Origin of the sequence: Hominilimicola fabiformis (assembly GCF_020687385.1) — a bacterium.
Lineage (GTDB): Bacteria > Bacillota > Clostridia > UBA1381 > UBA1381 > Hominilimicola > Hominilimicola fabiformis.
The window spans coordinates 186,424-204,648 of sequence record NZ_JAJEQM010000001.1 but is presented as its reverse complement, the minus strand read 5'-3'; the positions used below and the strand labels follow the sequence as shown (position 1 = coordinate 204,648).

13 protein-coding genes and 1 pseudogene are annotated in these 18,225 nt (G+C 45.4%); all 14 read left to right on the top strand.

Annotated elements, in window-relative coordinates; genetic code table 11:
* Positions 1–7 precede the first annotated feature (7 nt).
* Entirely contained in the window at positions 8–6,331 is a 6,324-nt protein-coding gene (locus tag LKE05_RS01020) for a helicase-like domain-containing protein (RefSeq protein ID WP_431835073.1), read from the top strand.
* The gene (locus LKE05_RS01015; RefSeq protein WP_001140406.1) at positions 6,312–6,686 is read left to right on the top strand and encodes a TnpV protein; all 375 of its coding nucleotides are present in this window, start codon (positions 6,312–6,314) and stop codon (positions 6,684–6,686) included. Before LKE05_RS01020 ends, LKE05_RS01015 begins: the two co-directional genes overlap by 20 nt.
* A gap of 366 nt (positions 6,687–7,052) precedes the next feature.
* Positions 7,053–8,972, top strand: a complete 1,920-nt coding sequence (gene tet(O), locus LKE05_RS01010) for a tetracycline resistance ribosomal protection protein Tet(O) (RefSeq protein WP_118053697.1) — start codon at positions 7,053–7,055, stop codon at positions 8,970–8,972.
* A 51-nt stretch (positions 8,973–9,023) separates the two neighbouring features.
* A pseudogene (locus LKE05_RS01005) lies at positions 9,024–9,213 on the top strand (cysteine-rich KTR domain-containing protein).
* Between the two features lie 329 nt (positions 9,214–9,542).
* The gene (locus tag LKE05_RS01000; RefSeq protein WP_004852858.1) at positions 9,543–10,196 is read left to right on the top strand and encodes a sigma-70 family RNA polymerase sigma factor; all 654 of its coding nucleotides are present in this window, start codon (positions 9,543–9,545) and stop codon (positions 10,194–10,196) included.
* 94 nt (positions 10,197–10,290) lie between these two features.
* Positions 10,291–10,716 (top strand): RNA polymerase sigma factor, encoded by a 426-nt coding sequence (locus LKE05_RS00995; protein ID WP_000323896.1) that lies wholly within the window; start codon positions 10,291–10,293, stop codon positions 10,714–10,716.
* A gap of 83 nt (positions 10,717–10,799) precedes the next feature.
* Positions 10,800–11,273 carry a sigma factor-like helix-turn-helix DNA-binding protein gene (locus LKE05_RS00990; RefSeq protein ID WP_000323521.1) on the top strand — a complete coding sequence of 158 codons (474 nt, stop codon included), beginning with the start codon at positions 10,800–10,802 and terminating at the stop codon, positions 11,271–11,273.
* Between the two features lie 153 nt (positions 11,274–11,426).
* Positions 11,427–12,458: an AAA family ATPase gene (locus LKE05_RS00985; protein WP_001170965.1), complete on the top strand. Its 1,032-nt coding sequence runs from the start codon at positions 11,427–11,429 to the stop codon at positions 12,456–12,458.
* A gap of 518 nt (positions 12,459–12,976) precedes the next feature.
* On the top strand, positions 12,977–13,942 hold the full coding sequence (gene mobV / locus LKE05_RS00980; RefSeq protein WP_001145977.1) for a MobV family relaxase: 966 nt from the start codon (positions 12,977–12,979) through the stop codon (positions 13,940–13,942).
* 7 nt (positions 13,943–13,949) lie between these two features.
* Positions 13,950–14,804, top strand: coding sequence for a ParB/RepB/Spo0J family partition protein (locus LKE05_RS00975; protein WP_000743701.1), 855 nt, complete (start codon positions 13,950–13,952; stop codon positions 14,802–14,804).
* Positions 14,805–14,880: 76 nt separating this feature from the next.
* Positions 14,881–15,111 carry a YdbC family protein gene (locus LKE05_RS00970; protein ID WP_000659121.1) on the top strand — a complete coding sequence of 77 codons (231 nt, stop codon included), beginning with the start codon at positions 14,881–14,883 and terminating at the stop codon, positions 15,109–15,111.
* A gap of 70 nt (positions 15,112–15,181) precedes the next feature.
* Entirely contained in the window at positions 15,182–15,373 is a 192-nt protein-coding gene (locus LKE05_RS00965) for a hypothetical protein (protein WP_000503424.1), read from the top strand.
* Between the two features lie 53 nt (positions 15,374–15,426).
* Positions 15,427–17,340, top strand: coding sequence for a recombinase family protein (locus LKE05_RS00960; RefSeq protein WP_308455659.1), 1,914 nt, complete (start codon positions 15,427–15,429; stop codon positions 17,338–17,340).
* On the top strand, positions 17,286–18,224 hold the full coding sequence (locus tag LKE05_RS00955; protein WP_227161505.1) for a hypothetical protein: 939 nt from the start codon (positions 17,286–17,288) through the stop codon (positions 18,222–18,224). Before LKE05_RS00960 ends, LKE05_RS00955 begins: the two co-directional genes overlap by 55 nt.
* Position 18,225: the final 1 nt, after the last annotated feature.

Below are 18,225 nucleotides of genomic sequence, written 5' to 3'. Positions count from 1 at the left end.
AAGAGTAATGGCACGAAAATATGACCTTATTTCTGAGCTTTACAACCGCACCTGCAAAACGGTTGTGTCAAATCCTCAGAACTGGCAGGCATTCTTGGCTTCGGCTTGCCGAAATTATAAGTTACGTTATGACGAACAGCTACTTGTATATGCACAGCGACCTGATGCAACAGCGGTTCTTGAGATAGAGCAGTGGAACAAAATTTTTGGCAGATGGGTCAACCGAGGTGCAAGAGGTATTGCTGTTTTTGCTGATGAAAACCGTTCACGGCAAAGACTGACACATTACTTTGATATTTCAGATACTCACGAAAGCAGATATTCAAGAACAGTCCCGATTTGGGATATGCGTCAGGAATACGAAGCTGATGTGATTGAAACATTGGAAAGCACTTTCGGAGAGATTGAGAATAAGAGCAGTCTTGCCGAAGCAATTATGGGAGCAGCAAGAAATGCGGCAGAGGATAATATCCCTGATTATCTACAAGACCTTTACTATGCAACCGAGGGTAGTTCCTTCGAGGAAGTGGAAGAGGATATTGTAGCTTTCATTTATAAAAATGTCGTGACAAATAGTGTGGCATATATGATGATGTCAAGGCTTGGCGTTGATACGGACGGTTATTTTGAACTTGATGATTTCAGAGATGTTACTAACTTCAATACGCAGGAAACACTCAATGCACTTGGATTTGCTACCAGTGATATTGCAGAAATGGGATTAACGGAAATATCTAAAACAATTACTGCACTCAACCGTCAAAATCGCATAATTGTCGGTCAGGACAGAAATGAATACAATAAGGTTGAAAATAACGACGAAAGGAGTTTGGACGATGAACGAACTGACCTACACGATGGTGGGCGATTACAGCCTTCCGAACCTGAAACTTCCACAGCAGCCGGAAGTGACGCTGGGCAGGTACGCTCAGATGAGGAGAGAGTTTCTGAAGGAACATCACAGAGTCCTTTACTACAATCTCCTGACGAGGGGCGAACTGACACAGCACTTGGCGGAAGTGGAACAGAGAGCCAGCAAGATGGAGGAAACAATCCTGAGCCAGATGGCACAGAAAGAGGGAGTGACCGAACAGATGAAAGCGGAGGATATGATGAAATGGGTTCGTCTGATGAACTCTCTTCGCAGTTCGGCACAGGAAATCGTGAAAGCGGAAGTGATATTCGCTTAGAGTATTACGACAGAACGCACGAGGATAAAAGCCTTCCGTTCTTTGGACGTGATGAAGTAATCAATGAAATTCTCAGAACGACACCACATTTGTCGGCTAGTCTGGAAGAAATCAAAGATTATTATGAACGTAATCCTGATAACAAAGACCGCACAGAGTATGTAAAGAGTATTTTCAATAATGATTATACCGAGCTTACTTTAGAGGATGGCAGGACAGTAGGGTACAAGACCTTTGAAAACGTTCTGCATTTGTGGGAGGGCAAATACGACAGCAGAACCGCACAGAGTTTTTATGATTGGGCTGTTATTGCTCGACATTTTGAAGCTATGCGATTATTGGGAGAATTAAGTGACAGCATAAAACCATTACCGTCAATGGACGGTCAGATGACATTCATATTAGACGGTCGGGCAGAGGAAAAGAAAACCTCTGCCTTTACTTTTTCTCAGGAGATTATCGACGCTGTTCTTGCGAATGGAAGCGGATTTTCTGAGGGTAAAATGCGTATCTATGAGCAGTTTGAAAAAAGCCTTTCAGCAAAAGAAAACGCAGACTTCTTAAAAAATGAGTACGGTTGGGGCGGCTCTTATCCAGTAATAATCGGAGCAGGAATTGATGAGAGTCACGATGGAAAAGGTATTACGATTACGAAAGGTATCGGTAAAGAAAATCCACATATCACGCTTTCGTGGTCGCAGGTGGAGAAACGTATCGGGGAACTTATCCGAACAGACAGATACTTAAATCCAAAGGAAAAAGAACACTATCCTCAGTGGCTTGAAAGTCAAGAGGAACGCAGAACCAAAATCGAAGAAACGAAAAGAAACCGTGAGATACTCTCTAATGCACCACCGGAGCAGGAGGTCGAACCAACCGAAAAAGAACCTGAAGAAGCAGAACAGTCGCAAGATGTGCAGTATGAATATCATCTTGGCGATAAGGTGTATATCGGTGCTTCTGAGTACGAAATCTTATCTGTTGATGATGAGAGAGTAATGCTCTATGACTATGATATGCCACTGTTCAATAAGGAATTTTTACGCACAGAGTTTGACAGAAAAGTGCGTGAGAATCCGATGAATGAGCATTTGATTGTAAAGGAAGAACCTGCCGAAGAAAGAAATGAAAAAGAGCCTGAGCCGGTAGTTCCCGCTTGGGAGAAGAAGAAAAAGGTCAAAGGCTTTGACTTGCACCCTGATGTGTCTATGGCAGAACGCCACACCTTTAATCTCAGGGAAAATGAGGTTGAAACAGTTGGTAAAAAGGAACGCTTCCGCAGAAATATTATGGCGATACAGCTTCTTAAAAAATGTCAGGAAGAAAACAGATTTGCCACTCCTGAAGAACAGATTGTTTTATCAAAATATGTCGGTTGGGGTGGGCTTTCAGAAGCCTTTGATGAAAATAATTCAGCGTGGGCAACTGAATATCTGGAACTTTCTTCGGTATTAACACCGGAGGAATATGCTTCGGCAAGAGAAAGCACGTTGACTGCGTTCTACACGCCGCCTGAAGTAATCACAGCCATTTATAAGGCTATGGAGCAGATGGGCTTTCAGGAAGGCAACTTGTTAGAGCCGTCCTGCGGTATCGGTAATTTCATCGGTATGCTGCCGGACGCAATGCAGGACAGTAAGATTTACGGTGTGGAACTTGATACGATTTCCGCAGGGATTGCACAACAGCTTTACCAGAAAACAACCATTGCGGCACAAGGATTTGAAGAAACCAATCTGCCGGACAGCTTTTTTGATGGAGTGGTTGGCAATGTGCCTTTTGGAGATTTTAAGGTATCGGATAAAAGGTACGACAAGCATAAGTTTCTGATACACGATTACTTTTTTGCCAAGTCCCTTGATAAGTTAAGACCCGGCGGTGTGATGGCTCTTGTAACGAGCAAAGGCACAATGGATAAGGAAACTTTAGCAGTACGAAAGTATATTGCACAGAGAGCAGAGCTTCTTGGAGCAATTCGATTGCCGAATAATACCTTTAAGGGTAATGCAGGAACGGAAGTCGTTTCGGATATTCTTATCCTGCAAAAGCGTGACAGACTGATAGATATTGAGCCGGATTGGGTTCATCTTGATACCGATGAGAACGGAATTAAGATGAACTCTTATTTTGTGCAGCACCCCGAAATGATACTCGGAGAAATGAAAATGGTATCGGGGCGTTTCGGTATGGAAGCAACTTGTGTGCCGTATGAAAATGCAGACCTTGCAGCACAGCTTGATGAAGCAGTAGCAAACATTCACGGAGAAATCACGGAATATGAAACTGAGGAAGAACTGGAGGAGGAAGATAATTCTATTCCGGCAGACCCGACAGTGAGAAACTTTTCCTATACGGTGGTAGACGATAAAATCTACTATCGTGAAAATTCCCGTATGACTCCGGTGGAAGTGTCGGCAACCGCAGAGAACCGAATTAAGGGTATGATTGCTATTAGAAATTCCGTCAGAACGCTGATTGAATTGCAGACAGAAGATTACCCTGACAGCGAAATCAAAGCGGAGCAGGAGCGATTAAACAGACTTTATGATACCTTTTCAGGTAAGTACGGACTCATTAACAGCCGTGCAAATACTTCTGCTTTCTCGCAGGACAGTTCATTCTCTTTGCTTTCCGCATTGGAGATAATCGGAGAGGACGGAGAACTGGAGCGTAAGGCTGATATGTTTTCTAAGAGGACAATTAAGCCGCATACTCCGGTTACTTCTGTTGATACGGCAAGCGAAGCGTTGGCGGTATCTCTTGGAGAAAAAGCCACGATTGATATGGACTATATGATGGGGCTTTCCGGTAAATCGGAGAATGAAATCTTTGAGGACTTAAAGGGTGTTATCTTCCTAAACCCGCTTTATGAGTATGGAAATTCTTACGAACCGAAGTATCTGATGGCTGATGAATACCTTTCGGGTAATGTCAGGGAAAAGCTGAAGATTGCAAAGAACTCGGCAGAACTCTATCCGGAAGATTATAAGGTCAATGTAGAAGCACTTCAAAAGGTGCAGCCGAAAGACCTGACTGCAAGTGAAATTTCCGTGCGACTTGGTGCAACTTGGCTGCCACCGGACGATGTGCAGGAGTTTATCTTTCATTTGCTTGAAACACCACGTTATGCACAGTGGAATATCAAAGTTCACTTCTCTCCATTTACGAGTGAGTGGAATATTGAGGGAAAATCCTATGACAAAGGAAATGTAAGGGCATATAACACTTACGGAACTTCCCGCATCAATGCCTATAAGATTATTGAGGAAACGCTGAATTTAAAAGATGTGCGTATCTTTGATTATATCGAAGATGATGAGGGAAAGAAAAAGGCTGTCCTAAATAAAAAGGAAACAGCGATTGCTCAGTCGAAGCAGGAAATGATTAAGCAGGAATTTCAGGACTGGATATGGTCTGACCCTGAACGAAGGGAAAGGCTTTGCAAATCTTACAATGAGAAATTCAATAGCGTCAGACCTCGTGAGTATGATGGAAGTCATATCATCTTCAATGGTATGAATCCTGAAATTGAACTCAGGGAACATCAGAAAAATGCGGTTGCTCATATCCTTTACGGAGGAAATACACTTCTTGCACACGCAGTCGGAGCAGGAAAAACTTTTGAAATGGTAGCGGCAGCACAGGAGTCGAAAAGGCTTGGGCTTTGTAACAAGTCACTGTTTGTTGTACCAAATCACTTGACCGAACAATGGGCGGCTGAGTATTTGCAGCTCTATCCGGCGGCGAATATCCTTGTCGCAACAAAGAAAGATTTTGAAACCAAGAACCGTAAAAAGTTCTGCGGCAGGATTGCAACTGGAGATTATGACGCAGTTATCATCGGACATTCACAGTTTGAAAAAATCCCGATGTCCATTGAAAGACAGAGGGCAATCTTAGAACAGCAGCTTGAGGAGATAACCGGAGGAATTGCGGAACTCAAGCGAAACCGAGGGGAAAACTTCTCCATAAAGCAGCTTGAAAAGTCAAAGAAATCTATCAGGCAGAAACTTGATAAACTCAATGACCAGACGAAAAAAGATGATGTTGTAACCTTTGAGGAACTTGGTGTAGACAGACTTTTTGTTGATGAAAGCCATTATTACAAGAACCTTTATCTTTATACAAAAATGCGTAATGTGGGCGGTATCGCACAGACGGAAGCACAGAAATCTTCCGACCTCTTTATGAAGTGTCGTTACCTTGACGAGATTACCGGAGGACGAGGAACCGTATTTGCAACGGGTACACCTATCTCAAACAGTATGGTGGAACTCTATACGATACAGCGATATTTGCAGTACAACACGCTTGTGAAAAATGGGTTGCAGCACTTTGATGCCTGGGCTTCCACTTTCGGAGAAACCATTACGGCAGTGGAACTTACACCGGAAGGAACAGGATACAGAGCAAAGACAAGGTTCGCAAAATTCTATAACTTGCCGGAACTAATGGCGATGTTCAAGGAGATTGCGGACATTAAAACAGCAGATATGTTGAACCTGCCAGTACCGGAAGCAAAGTACCATAACATTGCAGTAAAGCCATCGGAAATGCAGAAGGAGATGGTTGCTTCCCTTGCAGAGAGAGCCGAGCAGGTGCGTGGCGGCGGTGTGGATTCAAGCGTAGATAATATGCTGAAAATCACGAATGACGGAAGAAAACTGGCTCTTGACCAGCGTATGCTAAACGATATGCTGCCTGATTTTGAGGGCAGTAAAATCAATGCCTGCGTCGATAACATCTATCGGATATGGAAAGAAAATGCCGACAAGAAATCGGCACAGCTTGTGTTTTGTGACCTTTCCACGCCGAAGAATGACGGCACATTTTCCGTCTATAACGACATCAGAAAGAAGCTGATTGAGAGAGGTATTCCTGAAAGTGAAGTGAAGTTCATACACGAAGCCGATACGGATATGAAGAAAAAAGAACTGTTTCAAAAGACCCGCAAGGGAGAAGTCAGGGTGCTTCTTGGCTCTACTCAGAAGATGGGAGCAGGAACGAATGTGCAGGATAAACTTATTGCACTTCACGATGTGGATTGTCCGTGGCGACCTTCAGATGTAGGACGGATTTTGCGGACATTCAAAATAAAAAAGAATGTGGAGGTAACAGACAATGGCAAAGACAATTTTTGAGGAAATGGGCGGCAAATACGAAAGGCAAGGCGATTATTTAATACCGTGCTTAACTGTACCCGCCGAAGAAGAACAGCCGATAGGCATCTGGGGACAGCGGCATTTGGATTATCTGAAGCATCACTGCAAAGTTACATACACCAATCTTCTTACAAGCGGCAGACTTAACGCTTACCTTGCCGACATTGACAGACAGGCACAGGAACGCTTTGAAAGGCTCATAGAGGGTATGAAACAGGCACAGGGCATAACGGAACAGCTAAAGGCAGAAAACGCCTTAGAATGGACAGGATGCCTCAATAACATAAGGGCTTGTGCGAGGGAGATTGTGGAAAAGGAAATTATTTTTGCATAAACAGATGATTAGTGGCAGGGGGAAATCCTGCCGCTTTTTCTGCTTTAGTTTGTCAGCTTGACAAATAAAGGGTTAAGGAATATAATTAGATTCAGTATTATACAAGGAGTTAATAAATATGCGGCAAGGTATTCTTAAATAAACTGTCAATTTGATAGTGGGAACAAAAAGTAGCAGTCCCGTTTCACTTTTAATATGGGGCTTAGTTTTTTGTACCCAGTTTAAGAATACTTTTATCATGTAATTTTATATGCCCGAAAACATATAAGTGTTTTGGGGCTATTGGAGTTATTTACCCAGTGATAGGAGTATTTATCACTGGGTATTTTTATGCCCTTTTTTGGGTGTTGATAGGAGGAAAATCACATGAAAATAATTAACTTAGGCATTCTGGCTCACGTTGACGCAGGAAAGACAACATTAACGGAGAGTTTATTGTATACCAGTGGTGCAATTGCAGAACCAGGGAGCGTAGATAAAGGCACAACAAGGACAGATACAATGAATTTGGAGCGTCAAAGGGGAATCACTATCCAGACAGCAGTGACATCTTTTCAGTGGGAGGATGTAAAAGTCAACATTATAGATACGCCAGGCCATATGGATTTTTTGGCGGAAGTATACCGTTCTTTATCCGTATTAGACGGAGCAGTATTATTAGTTTCTGCAAAGGATGGCATACAGGCACAGACCCGTATACTGTTTCATGCACTACAGACAATGAAGATTCCGACAATTTTTTTCATCAATAAAATTGACCAAGAGGGGATTGATTTGCCAATGGTATATCAAGAAATGAAAGCAAAGCTTTCTTCGGAAATTATAGTGAAGCAAAAGGTTGGGCAGCATCCCCATATAAATGTAACGGACAATGACGATATGGAACAGTGGGATGCGGTAATTATGGGAAACGATGAACTATTAGAGAAATATATGTCAGGGAAACCGTTTAAAATGTCAGAACTGGAACAGGAAGAAAACAGGAGATTCCAAAACGGAACGTTATTTCCCGTTTATCACGGAAGTGCTAAAAACAATCTGGGGATTCGGCAGCTTATAGAAGTGATTGCCAGTAAGTTTTATTCATCAACGCCTGAAGGTCAATCTGAACTATGCGGGCAGGTTTTTAAGATTGAATATTCAGAGAAAAGGCGGCGTTTTGTTTATGTGCGTATATATAGCGGAACATTGCATTTGAGGGATGTTATTAAAATATCTGAAAAAGAGAAAATAAAAATCACAGAGATGTGTGTTCCGACAAACGGTGAATTATATTCATCCGATACAGCCTGCTCTGGTGATATTGTAATTTTACCAAATGATGTTTTGCAGCTAAACAGTATTTTGGGGAACGAAATGCTGTTGCCGCAGAGAAAATTTATTGAAAATCCTCTCCCTATGCTCCAAACAACGATTGCAGTAAAGAAATCTGAACAGCGGGAAATATTGCTTGGGGCACTTAAAGAAATTTCAGATGGCGACCCTCTTTTAAAATATTATGTGGATACTACAACGCATGAGATTATACTTTCTTTTTTGGGGAATGTGCAGATGGAAGTCATTTGTGCCATCCTTGAGGAAAAATACCATGTGGAGGCAGAAATAAAAGAGCCTACTGTTATATATATGGAAAGACCGCTTAGAAAAGCAGAATATACCATCCACATAGAAGTCCCGCCAAATCCTTTCTGGGCTTCTGTCGGGTTGTCCATAGAGCCGCTCCCTATTGGAAGCGGAGTGCAGTATGAAAGCAGAGTTTCACTTGGATATTTAAACCAATCGTTCCAAAATGCGGTTATGGAGGGGGTTCTTTATGGCTGCGAGCAGGGGCTGTATGGATGGAAAGTGACAGACTGTAAAATCTGTTTTGAATATGGATTGTATTATAGTCCTGTAAGTACCCCCGCAGACTTTCGGCTGCTTTCCCCTATCGTATTGGAGCAGGCTTTAAAAAAAGCAGGGACAGAACTATTAGAGCCATATCTCCACTTTGAAATTTATGCACCGCAGGAATATCTCTCACGGGCGTATCATGATGCCCCAAGGTATTGTGCAGATATTGTAAGTACTCAGGTAAAGAATGACGAGGTCATTCTGAAAGGAGAAATCCCTGCCAGATGTATTCAAGAATACAGGAACGATTTAACTTATTTCACAAATGGGCAGGGAGTCTGCTTGACAGAGTTAAAAGGATACCAGCCAGCTATTGGTAAATTTATTTGCCAACCCCGCCGCCCGAATAGCCGTATAGATAAGGTTCGGCATATGTTCCACAAGTTAGCTTAACAGCTTGCAAAAGTCATATAAAATGAGATTTGAAAGGATTAGAGACTAATTATGATGAAATGCGAATGGATATTGTGTCCTGTTTGTGGGAGCAAAACCCGTAATAAAATTAGGAAGGACACTGTTTTGGAGAATTATCCCCTTTATTGTCCAAAATGCAGACAAGAAAGCTTGATTAAAGTTGACAACTTGAAGATAACTGTCATCAAAGAGCCAGACGCTTAAGACGCAGAGCCGATGAAATTGTGGAACAATTCACGAATCATCGGCTCTTTTTGTTTCGTATTTGAAAGAACAAACTCACCAAATAAAAAAAACGATATTCGGGTGGGTTATTTTGTTATACCCTAAATTACCCTCTGAATTTGTTTTTAAATTTGGAGGGATTTTTTTATGTTCTTTTTTCGGGCGGTTATTCATCTGCTCATACGAAGTAAAATTTATCAATACATAGCATATCAGAGAATGGCAGGAAACCAGTTAAAAAAATTTCTGCCAGTGCAGCGGTACTTCTCACCTTGAAAGTGGAAGTACAATCTCCATACAACAGAATTTGTATTTCCCATAACCGTGAAGGTCACAGAGCCTTTGCGGTTTTTCTTTTGTCGTTTTTTGTTGGAAAGTGCCGCAGGGCTGTTTCTGGTGTGCGTTGCCGCTCCCCGCCTCTCCATCTGGATTTTTACATTTCAAAAATTCAGATTGGAGGTATTAGCGGTGAAATACGCACCAAGAAAAGTATATATCAAAGAAAGCGGCGGCTATGTGGAACTGTCCTATACGGATTTCTGCCGCCGCAGGCAAGCCGACAAGGGATATATGGACAAGCTGTTTATCCCCGTCCAAGGTTGTCTGCTTGAAGTCGTAAGGGAGCAATATGCGGACTTCTACCGTGACAGGGAGCGGTGGCGTTACCTGCAAAAATTAGATGCGAGGAACAGCCTGCTATCTCTGGACGGATTTACGGACAGCGAGGGGAATCCTCTGGACTTTATCGCTGATGAAGCGGCGGACATTGCGGAAACCGTTGTCAATGCTGTTATGGTGGACAGGCTGAAAGCCGCCCTGCCTTTGTTGTCGGATAGTGAGCAGGAGTTGATACAGGCAATCTTTTTTGACGGACTTTCCGAGCGTGAAGTCGGGGCGAGGTTAGGCATAACCCAGAGCGTTGTGAACAAACGCAAAGCCAGAATCCTAAGAAAACTAAGAAAGATAATAGAAAATTAAAATTTAAGGCGTTCAGCCCCCTTGTTTTTTCCTTTGGGAAAATGAGGGGGCTTTTCTCTGCCCTCTCAATCAATTCTGATTGGAGGAAGAAAGAATGGCATACAACCACGGACGGGAGGACAGGAAATGGCGTATCTGGAAAGAAGCGGAGGAAAAGCTGCTGCGTGAGTGCGGCGTTGATGAAGTGACCATTGAGCAGATACGCATAGCGGACAGGGCAGACTTCAATTCCAACAGGCGGTTTTACCGATGGACGAATGACGTTGCGGAATACCTTGAGGACATGGCAGACAGGGAGCGGCAAGCGGAGGTGAATACAGTTGCGGAGTTACTGGACGAGATTGAGAGCGAAAATCTCTATCAAGTATTAGTCACGGTGGACGGGCGTACCTTGAAAATCGTCCTGCTGAAAATGCAGGGGTATTCCACAAAGGAGATTGCCCCACTTGTGCATTTGACGACTGGTGCCATCTATGCGAGGTTAGACCATCTGCGGAAGAAGCTTCGGAAAATTTTGTAAGCGTCTAATACATCCCATTATTCTGCGGGCTACTGGGTGGGGAGTGGAATCTCCCCGCTTATTTTTGGCAGGAGGAAAACGGGATGGCATATAAAGCTAAGGCGTACACGCTTCGGGAGGAATCCACGGAAAGCGGTATAAGGTATTTTATCAGTTTTAAGGACGGGCAGGGGGAACACCACGAACTGGAAGTATCCGAGCAGTTATTCTTTGAATTTCGGCAGATGGAACGCAGGAACAGGAATCTTCTCCAATGGGACGAGCGGCACAGGGAGTTTTCGGAAGTATGGGACGAAACGCTGAACAGGCGGGCGTTAAAGCTGCCTAAGAGCATTGAGGAACAAATGATTGAAGCAGAACGGGCGGAACTGCTCTGTAAGGCGGTTGACAGACTGCCAGAGATACAAAGGCGACGTTTCCTGCTCTACTACGAGTATGAGTTCAATTTTTACCAAATCGCCGCTATGGAGCATTGCACCGCTTCTGCAATACAGAAATCCGTTGCTGTTGCAAAGAAGAAAGTAAAAGCGGAAATGAGGAAATATCTCCAACCATGACCGACACCGCCCGAAAAAGAAATCTGTTTTTTATTTGTGTGGGATTGGCGGTATTACATACTCTCACTTTTTTCGTGGGAGTAAATCTATTTTTAAGGAGGTCAACGCCTATGTGCAACAAAAACAAGATAACTGCCCGAAAGGAGGAAACCCATGCAGAAGTTACAGACAGTCAACGCCGAAACGCTCCTTTATGAGCCGCTTGAGAAGCCGTCCTTTGTGGTGGACAGCCTTATCCCCACAGGCTTGTCGCTGTTCTGCGGCTCACAGAAGATAGGCAAGAGCTGGCTCATGCTGAAGCTGTGCTTATGCGTGTCGCAGGGAATCCCCTTATGGGACATGACGACAATGGAGGGCGATGTGCTTTACCTCTGCCTTGAGGACACGTTCTGCCGCATACAGGACAGGCTGTTCCGTTTGACGGACGAAGCGAGCGGGCGGCTTCATTTTGCCGTGGCAAGCTGCAAGCTGTCAGACGGTCTTATCGTGCAGCTTGAGGATTATCTGAAAGACTATCCAGACAGCAGGCTCATTGTCATTGATACCTTGCAGAAAGTCCGTACAGCTTCAAAAGACAACGCCTATGCAAGCGACTATGGGGACATCTCCCTAATCAAAGATTTTGCCGACAGGCACTCTCTGGCGGTCATTGTCGTACACCACATCCGAAAGCAGAATGACAGCGATGTGTTCAACAAGGTGTCTGGGACGACAGGCTTAACGGGGAGTGCGGACGCTACCTTTGTTCTGGAAAAGGAGAAACGGGCATCTGACACCGCCAAGCTGTATGTAACGGGCAGGGACACGCCCTATCAGGAATACACGCTCCGTTTCCGTGATTGCAGTTGGGAACTTGTGGAGAGGAAAACGCAGGAGCAGCTTGCGAAAGAAACGATACCAGATGTCCTTTTTCGGTTGGTGGATTTTATGAGGGATAAGGAAGAATGGGCAGGCACGGCAACGGAGCTGTTAGCCGCTATGGGGGAAACGGAAACCATACCCACGGTGATTACGAAATGGCTGAATGAATATCACACCACATTTTTAAGCGAGAACCGTATCTGCTACCAGTACAGCCGCAGGAAAGACGGCAGGCAGATTGCCCTTGCAAGGAGGGCGGGTGACAGCGGTGACGGCGGTGACAGCGATATTGGGATACCCCCTGTTACTGTCATTGACGCTTAAAGCCATGTAAAGTTGGCGGCTCTGCCCTGCGGGTGACAGCGGTGACGGCAGTGACAGTGATTTTAGGATACCCTGCCGCTGTCATCCCTACGGGAGAACACCCCGCAAACGCAAAATGCAGGCGTGGGATTCACCCGCCCTTTTCGGGCGTGTAAAATCACCCCTGCGGTCAGAAAAATCTCTCCGATTTTTCCGACTGCGTTTACAGGGTGTAACACACTACACTTTGCCCTGCAAAGAGCCGTGTGCCAGACGTTCCCTCTGGACTCCCTTATGGCAGGTCTTACGCCCTGCTATCCTACGCCTTGCGGCTTCGGATAAAAGAACGGCGGCATGACGGTTACAGCTCTTGCGAGGGAGTATCCCAAAAACACCGTCACCATCGTCATGACCGTCATGCAGGGGATAAGGGTGACAGTTACGGCAATCGGCAGGGGGCATCCCAAAACTGCCGTCACCACCGTCACCGCTGTCACCCAAAGGGCAGTTACCCGCCGAAGAAAGGAAGATGATGGATTATGCCCTATGCAATCCTGCGTTTCCAGAAACGCAAAGCGGGCGGCGTTGCGGCTTGCGAACGCCACAACGAGCGGAAGAAAGAAGCCTACAAAAGCAACCCAGATATCGACATGGAACGCTCTAAAAATAACTATCATCTTGTCGCACCGCCAAAGTACACCTATAAGAAAGAGATTAACCGAAAGGTAGCCGAAGCAGGGTGCAGGACAAGGAAAGACAGCGTGATGATGGTGGAAACGCTCATCACGGCTTCACCAGAATTTATGAACCAGTTACCGCCCGAAGAACAGAAAGCGTATTTTACGATGGCTCTGGATTTCATTTCGGAGCGTGTCGGGGAGCAGAATATCCTCTCCGCAGTCGTCCACATGGACGAGAGAACGCCCCATATGCACCTCTGCTTTGTGCCGATTACACCAGACAATAAGCTGTCCGCCAAAACAATTTTAGGCAATCAAAAGAGCCTGTCGGAGTGGCAGACCGCCTACCATGAGCGGATGTCCTCACGTTGGAATCAGCTTGAGAGAGGTCAATCTTCGATGGAAACCAAGCGGAAACACGTCCCCACATGGCTCTATAAGTTGGGCGGCAGGCTTGATAAGCAGTATGGGGAAATCGTGTCTGCCCTGTCCGACATCAACGCCTTTAACGCAGGGAAAAAGCGTGACAAGGCTCTGGAACTGGTTGCCGCATGGCTGCCCGAAGTGGAGAAATTCTCTAAGGAAATCGGCAGACAGCAGGCGTATATCGACAGCTTAAAGGAGCAAATCGGGCAGGAAGCCGACTATGCAGGGCGTATGCGTGATGAAAAGTACGAGCAGGAATTAAAGGTGCAGAAAGCCAACCAGAGGATATTTGAATTGCAGAGAACCAACGAGCAGATGGGGCGGCTGCTCTCAAAGATACCGCCAGAAGTGTTGGAAGAATTACAGAGAACAGGCAGAAACAAATCAAGAGAAAGGTAAAAAGTGAATGAAGAAACAGGATTTTAAGGTGTTAAAGACCAAAGATTTATACCCGTTTCCCGACAATCCGTTTCATGTTGTGGAGGATGAAACGCTGTCAGAGTTAGCGGAAAGCATCAAGGAATTTGGCATTGTCACGCCGATAATCACACGCCCGAAAGAGGACGGGAACGGTTATGAAGTGATTGCGGGGCAGCGGCGTGTCCGTGCGTCCGAACTTGCAGGTATAAATACCGTGCCTGCATTTGTCCTGCCCTTAGACCGTGACCGAGCCATCATCACCCTTGTAGACAGTAATTTACAGCGTGAAAATATCCTGCCATCGGAGCGGGCGTTTGCCTACAGGATGAAATCCGAAGCCATGAAGCGGCAGGGTTTCCGCACAGACTTAACCTCGTCACAAGTTGTGACGAAGTTGCGGACGGACGACAAAGTGGCACAGGGCTTCGGCGTGGGCAGGATGACCGTCCAGCGTTTTATCCGCCTGACGGAACTGATACCGCCGATTTTGCAGATGGTGGACGAGGGGAAAATCGCCCTCACACCTGCGGTGGAACTGTCCTTTTTGAAGAAAGACGAGCAGGAAAATCTCTTTGCCACGATGGAGAGCGAAGAAGCAACGCCCTCACTCTCACAGGCACAGCGGATGAAAAGCATGAGCCAGAGCGGGCAGCTTGACATGGATATGATATTTTCCATTATGACGGAGGAAAAGGGAAACCAGAAAGAAACCTTGAAAATCAACACAAGCAAACTGAAAAAATACTTTCCGAAGGACACAACGCCGAAGCAGATGGAGGAAACCATCATCCGACTTCTGGAACGTGAGTTGCAGAGAAAACGGAGCAGGGACAGCCGCTAACCTTCTTTTTTCGGGAAGTAAATGCAGGAATTTGGAACAGAAGAAAGACAGAATTTTAAGGAGAATGAGGTAAGGAATGAAAGAAATCCAGTATGAGATTGTAAAGGAAATCGCCGTATTGTCTGCGAGTGACAGCGGCTACACAAAGGAAATCAATCTTATTTCATGGAACGGGAGAGAGCCGAAATATGACATCCGCAGCTTTTCCCCGAACCGTGAGAAGTGCGGAAAGGGTATCACGTTGAACGCTGATGAAGCAGCGGCACTCCTTGAAGCATTACAGAAAGAAGTAAACAGCGGGGATTGATGGTATCTGATTGACAGGGCGGGGCGTTTCCAGACGTTCTCCTGCCCTGTCTGGAAAGGAAGATTTAAGTATGGGCGAGGATAGGAAAACAACTGGAAGAAGAAAGCGTATTGTGCCAAAAGGGCAAGTACAAATGATTATCAGTCGAGAATATATCGGCACACAGACCGTTGCAGAAGCGTTTGTCCCGATTATCTCCGAGGATATTCGGAAGAAGATTGCCGAGGGCGACACCTTCGACAATGAGGGGCTGTCCGCTTAGAATGTACGCAATGGAACATGAAAACGTTAGGACAGATATGGAGGTTTTACAGTATGGCAGGAATAAGAACGGAGAACAAGATTTATGAAGTCGGCATTTACTGCCGCTTATCAAAGGACGATGGCACGGATAACGAGAGTGCGAGCATTGCGACACAAAAATCCATCCTCACGGATTATGTGAAAAGGCAGGGATGGCATTTAGCAAAAACGTATGTTGACGATGGCTACTCTGGAACAAATTTCCAAAGACCAAGTTTCCAGAATATGATTAAGGACATTGAAAACGGGCTGATAAACTGCGTGATTACAAAAGATTTATCCCGTCTGGGGAGGAACTATCTTGATTGTGGGTTATATCTGGAAGTCTTTTTCCCAGAGCATAACGTGAGGTATATAGCGGTCAATGACGGCGTGGACACCTTAAACAAATCCGCTATGGACATCACGCCTTTCCGCAACATCCTAAACGAAATGTATTCTGCCGATGTGTCAGTCAAGATAAAATCGGCGTACCGTGCGAGGTTTCAGCAGGGGAAATTCATGGGAACAACAGCCCCTTATGGCTATGTCAAAGACCCTGCCGACCACAACCATCTGCTGATAGATGACAAAGTTGCCCATGTGGTAAGGGAGATATTCGACCTTGCGTTAGCGGGCAACGGCATCGCCAAAATCCGCAAGCACATCAACAAACAGCATATCCTACGCCCTGCCGCTTATGCGGTGGAGCAAGGGGCAACAGGCTATGAGCGGTACTTTGAGGATAACGAGGAAAACCGTTATATTTGGAGCGAGAACAGCGTGAGGGGCATTTTAAGAAGCCCGATATATGCGGGCAACCTTGCAGGCTACAAGCGGATTGCAGCCAACATGAAAAGCAAGAAACGCCCCTCTAAGCTGCCCGAAGAATGGGAAGTGATACCAGACACCCATGAGGGGATAGTCACGCAGGAGGAATTTGACACCGTACAGCAGCTTATGACGAGCCGCAGGCGGGAGCAGAACGCAGGGGGATTTGAGAATATCTTTTTGGGCGTTATCAAGTGTGCGGACTGCGGCTATGCGATGCGGGCGGCGAGTGCCAACAGGAGGAAACGCCCCGACATCATCGACTGCGTACAATACACCTGCAATAATTATGGCAGATATGGCAATGTTATGTGTACCGCACACAGCATTGAAGCGAGGGACTTATTCAATGCCGTCCTTGCCGACATCAACCGCTTTGCGGATATGGCGGTCAATGATGAAAAGGCGGTCAGAGCCATAGAAAGGCGGCTCACGGAAACAGACCAGAGCAGGGCGAAATCATTAGAGAAAGAAAAGAAGAAGCTGAACAAACGCCTTGCGGAGCTTGACAGGCTGTTTTCCTCTCTCTATGAGGACAAGGTAATGGAGCGTATCACGGAGCGGAATTTTGAGATGATGTCGGGGAAATACCAGAAAGAGCAGCTTGAAATTGAAGCACGGCTGAAAGAGGTAACGGAAACGCTCAATGACAGCTATGAGAAATCGCAGGGCGTGAGGGACTTTCTATCCCTAATCCGCAACTATCAGGGGCTGAAAGAGTTGGACGCAACCATCATAAACGCACTCATAGACAAGATACTTGTTTCGGAACGTGAGAAACTTGCGGACGGGACAGTAAGGCAGGAAATCAAGATTTACTATAAATTCATCGGCTTTGTCGGTGAATTACATATCACACCCACAAAGCGGTGGACGGCGTTAAAGCCTAAAAATTGTACGGTGTGCGGTGTTGAATACGTCCCCAGCTCTGGAATATCAAAGTATTGTCCCGCTTGTGCTAAGAGGATACAGAGGGAGAAATCAAACGAGAGCAAACGCAGGAGTAGGGAGAGGAACCGAAGGGCATGTATTGAACTGTCCGCAAAAAATGACCGACTGATTTGGAGCAGCGTTCCGGTAGAATTGTCCGTCAGGGCAATGAAAATCCGAAGGTAGATATTTACCGTTATGTAACAGAGCAGACCTTTGATGCATACCTCTATCAGCTTGTGGAAGGTAAGCAGAAGTTCGCAAGTCAGATTATGACGAGCAAATCTCCGGTCAGGTCGGCAGAGGATATTGATGAAACCGCACTGTCCTATGCGGAGATAAAAATGCTTGCAACAGGTAATCCATATATCAAAGAAAAGATGGACTTAGACATTCAAGTACAGAAGCTAAAGATGTTAAAATCCAATTTCTTATCAGAGAAATACGGACTGGAGGATAAGGTCATCAAGTTCTATCCACAACAGATTGCTTACTTGAAATCCCGTGTAGAGGGACTTACAAAAGATGTTGAAACAGCAAAATTACACCCGAAACCGATAGACGAGCAGCCGCTTGGAATGATGGTATCGGGTGTTTCTTATTCCGAAAAAGCCGAAGCAGGTCAGGCAATCATCAATGCCTGCAAGTCAATGAACAGTCCCAATGCGATACCACTTGGCGAGTACCGTGGCTTTCAAATGGAACTGTATTTTGATACGGTTCAGCGTAATTATGTTGTGAAATTAAAAGGCGAAACAAGCAGAGATGTACCGCTTGGCGATGATTCTCACGGTAATATCGTGAGAATAGATAACGGCATTGAACGCTTTGAAGAAGCACTTGCTGATACGAAAAACAGCCTTGAAAATACGGAAAAGCAGTTTGAAACAGCGAAGCAGGAAATCGAAAAGCCGTTTGCCAAAGAGGAAGAATTGAGGGCAAAAACTGCTCGACTTGATGAGCTGAATATCCTGCTCAATATGGATAAAAAGGAAAATGAGATTGTCGGCGGAGAGCCTGATGAGGGCGAAGCAGTCGGCGGCAGAAAGGAGAAATCGTATGAGAGATAAA

What these genes read in the sequence shown, in the direction of transcription:
- mobV (WP_001145977.1), top strand. Translation starts at nt 12,977, where the DNA reads ATGCCCTATGCAATCCTGCGTTTCCAGAAACGCAAAGCGGGCGGCGTT.
- LKE05_RS00975 (WP_000743701.1), top strand. Translation starts at nt 13,950, where the DNA reads ATGAAGAAACAGGATTTTAAGGTGTTAAAGACCAAAGATTTATACCCG.
- LKE05_RS00965 (WP_000503424.1), top strand. Translation starts at nt 15,182, where the DNA reads ATGGGCGAGGATAGGAAAACAACTGGAAGAAGAAAGCGTATTGTGCCA.
- LKE05_RS00995 (WP_000323896.1), top strand. Translation starts at nt 10,291, where the DNA reads ATGGCATACAACCACGGACGGGAGGACAGGAAATGGCGTATCTGGAAA.
- LKE05_RS01020 (WP_431835073.1), top strand. Translation starts at nt 8, where the DNA reads ATGGCACGAAAATATGACCTTATTTCTGAGCTTTACAACCGCACCTGC.
- LKE05_RS00990 (WP_000323521.1), top strand. Translation starts at nt 10,800, where the DNA reads ATGGCATATAAAGCTAAGGCGTACACGCTTCGGGAGGAATCCACGGAA.
- LKE05_RS00960 (WP_308455659.1), top strand. Translation starts at nt 15,427, where the DNA reads ATGGCAGGAATAAGAACGGAGAACAAGATTTATGAAGTCGGCATTTAC.
- LKE05_RS01015 (WP_001140406.1), top strand. Translation starts at nt 6,312, where the DNA reads ATGGCAAAGACAATTTTTGAGGAAATGGGCGGCAAATACGAAAGGCAA.
- LKE05_RS00970 (WP_000659121.1), top strand. Translation starts at nt 14,881, where the DNA reads ATGAAAGAAATCCAGTATGAGATTGTAAAGGAAATCGCCGTATTGTCT.
- LKE05_RS00985 (WP_001170965.1), top strand. Translation starts at nt 11,427, where the DNA reads ATGCAGAAGTTACAGACAGTCAACGCCGAAACGCTCCTTTATGAGCCG.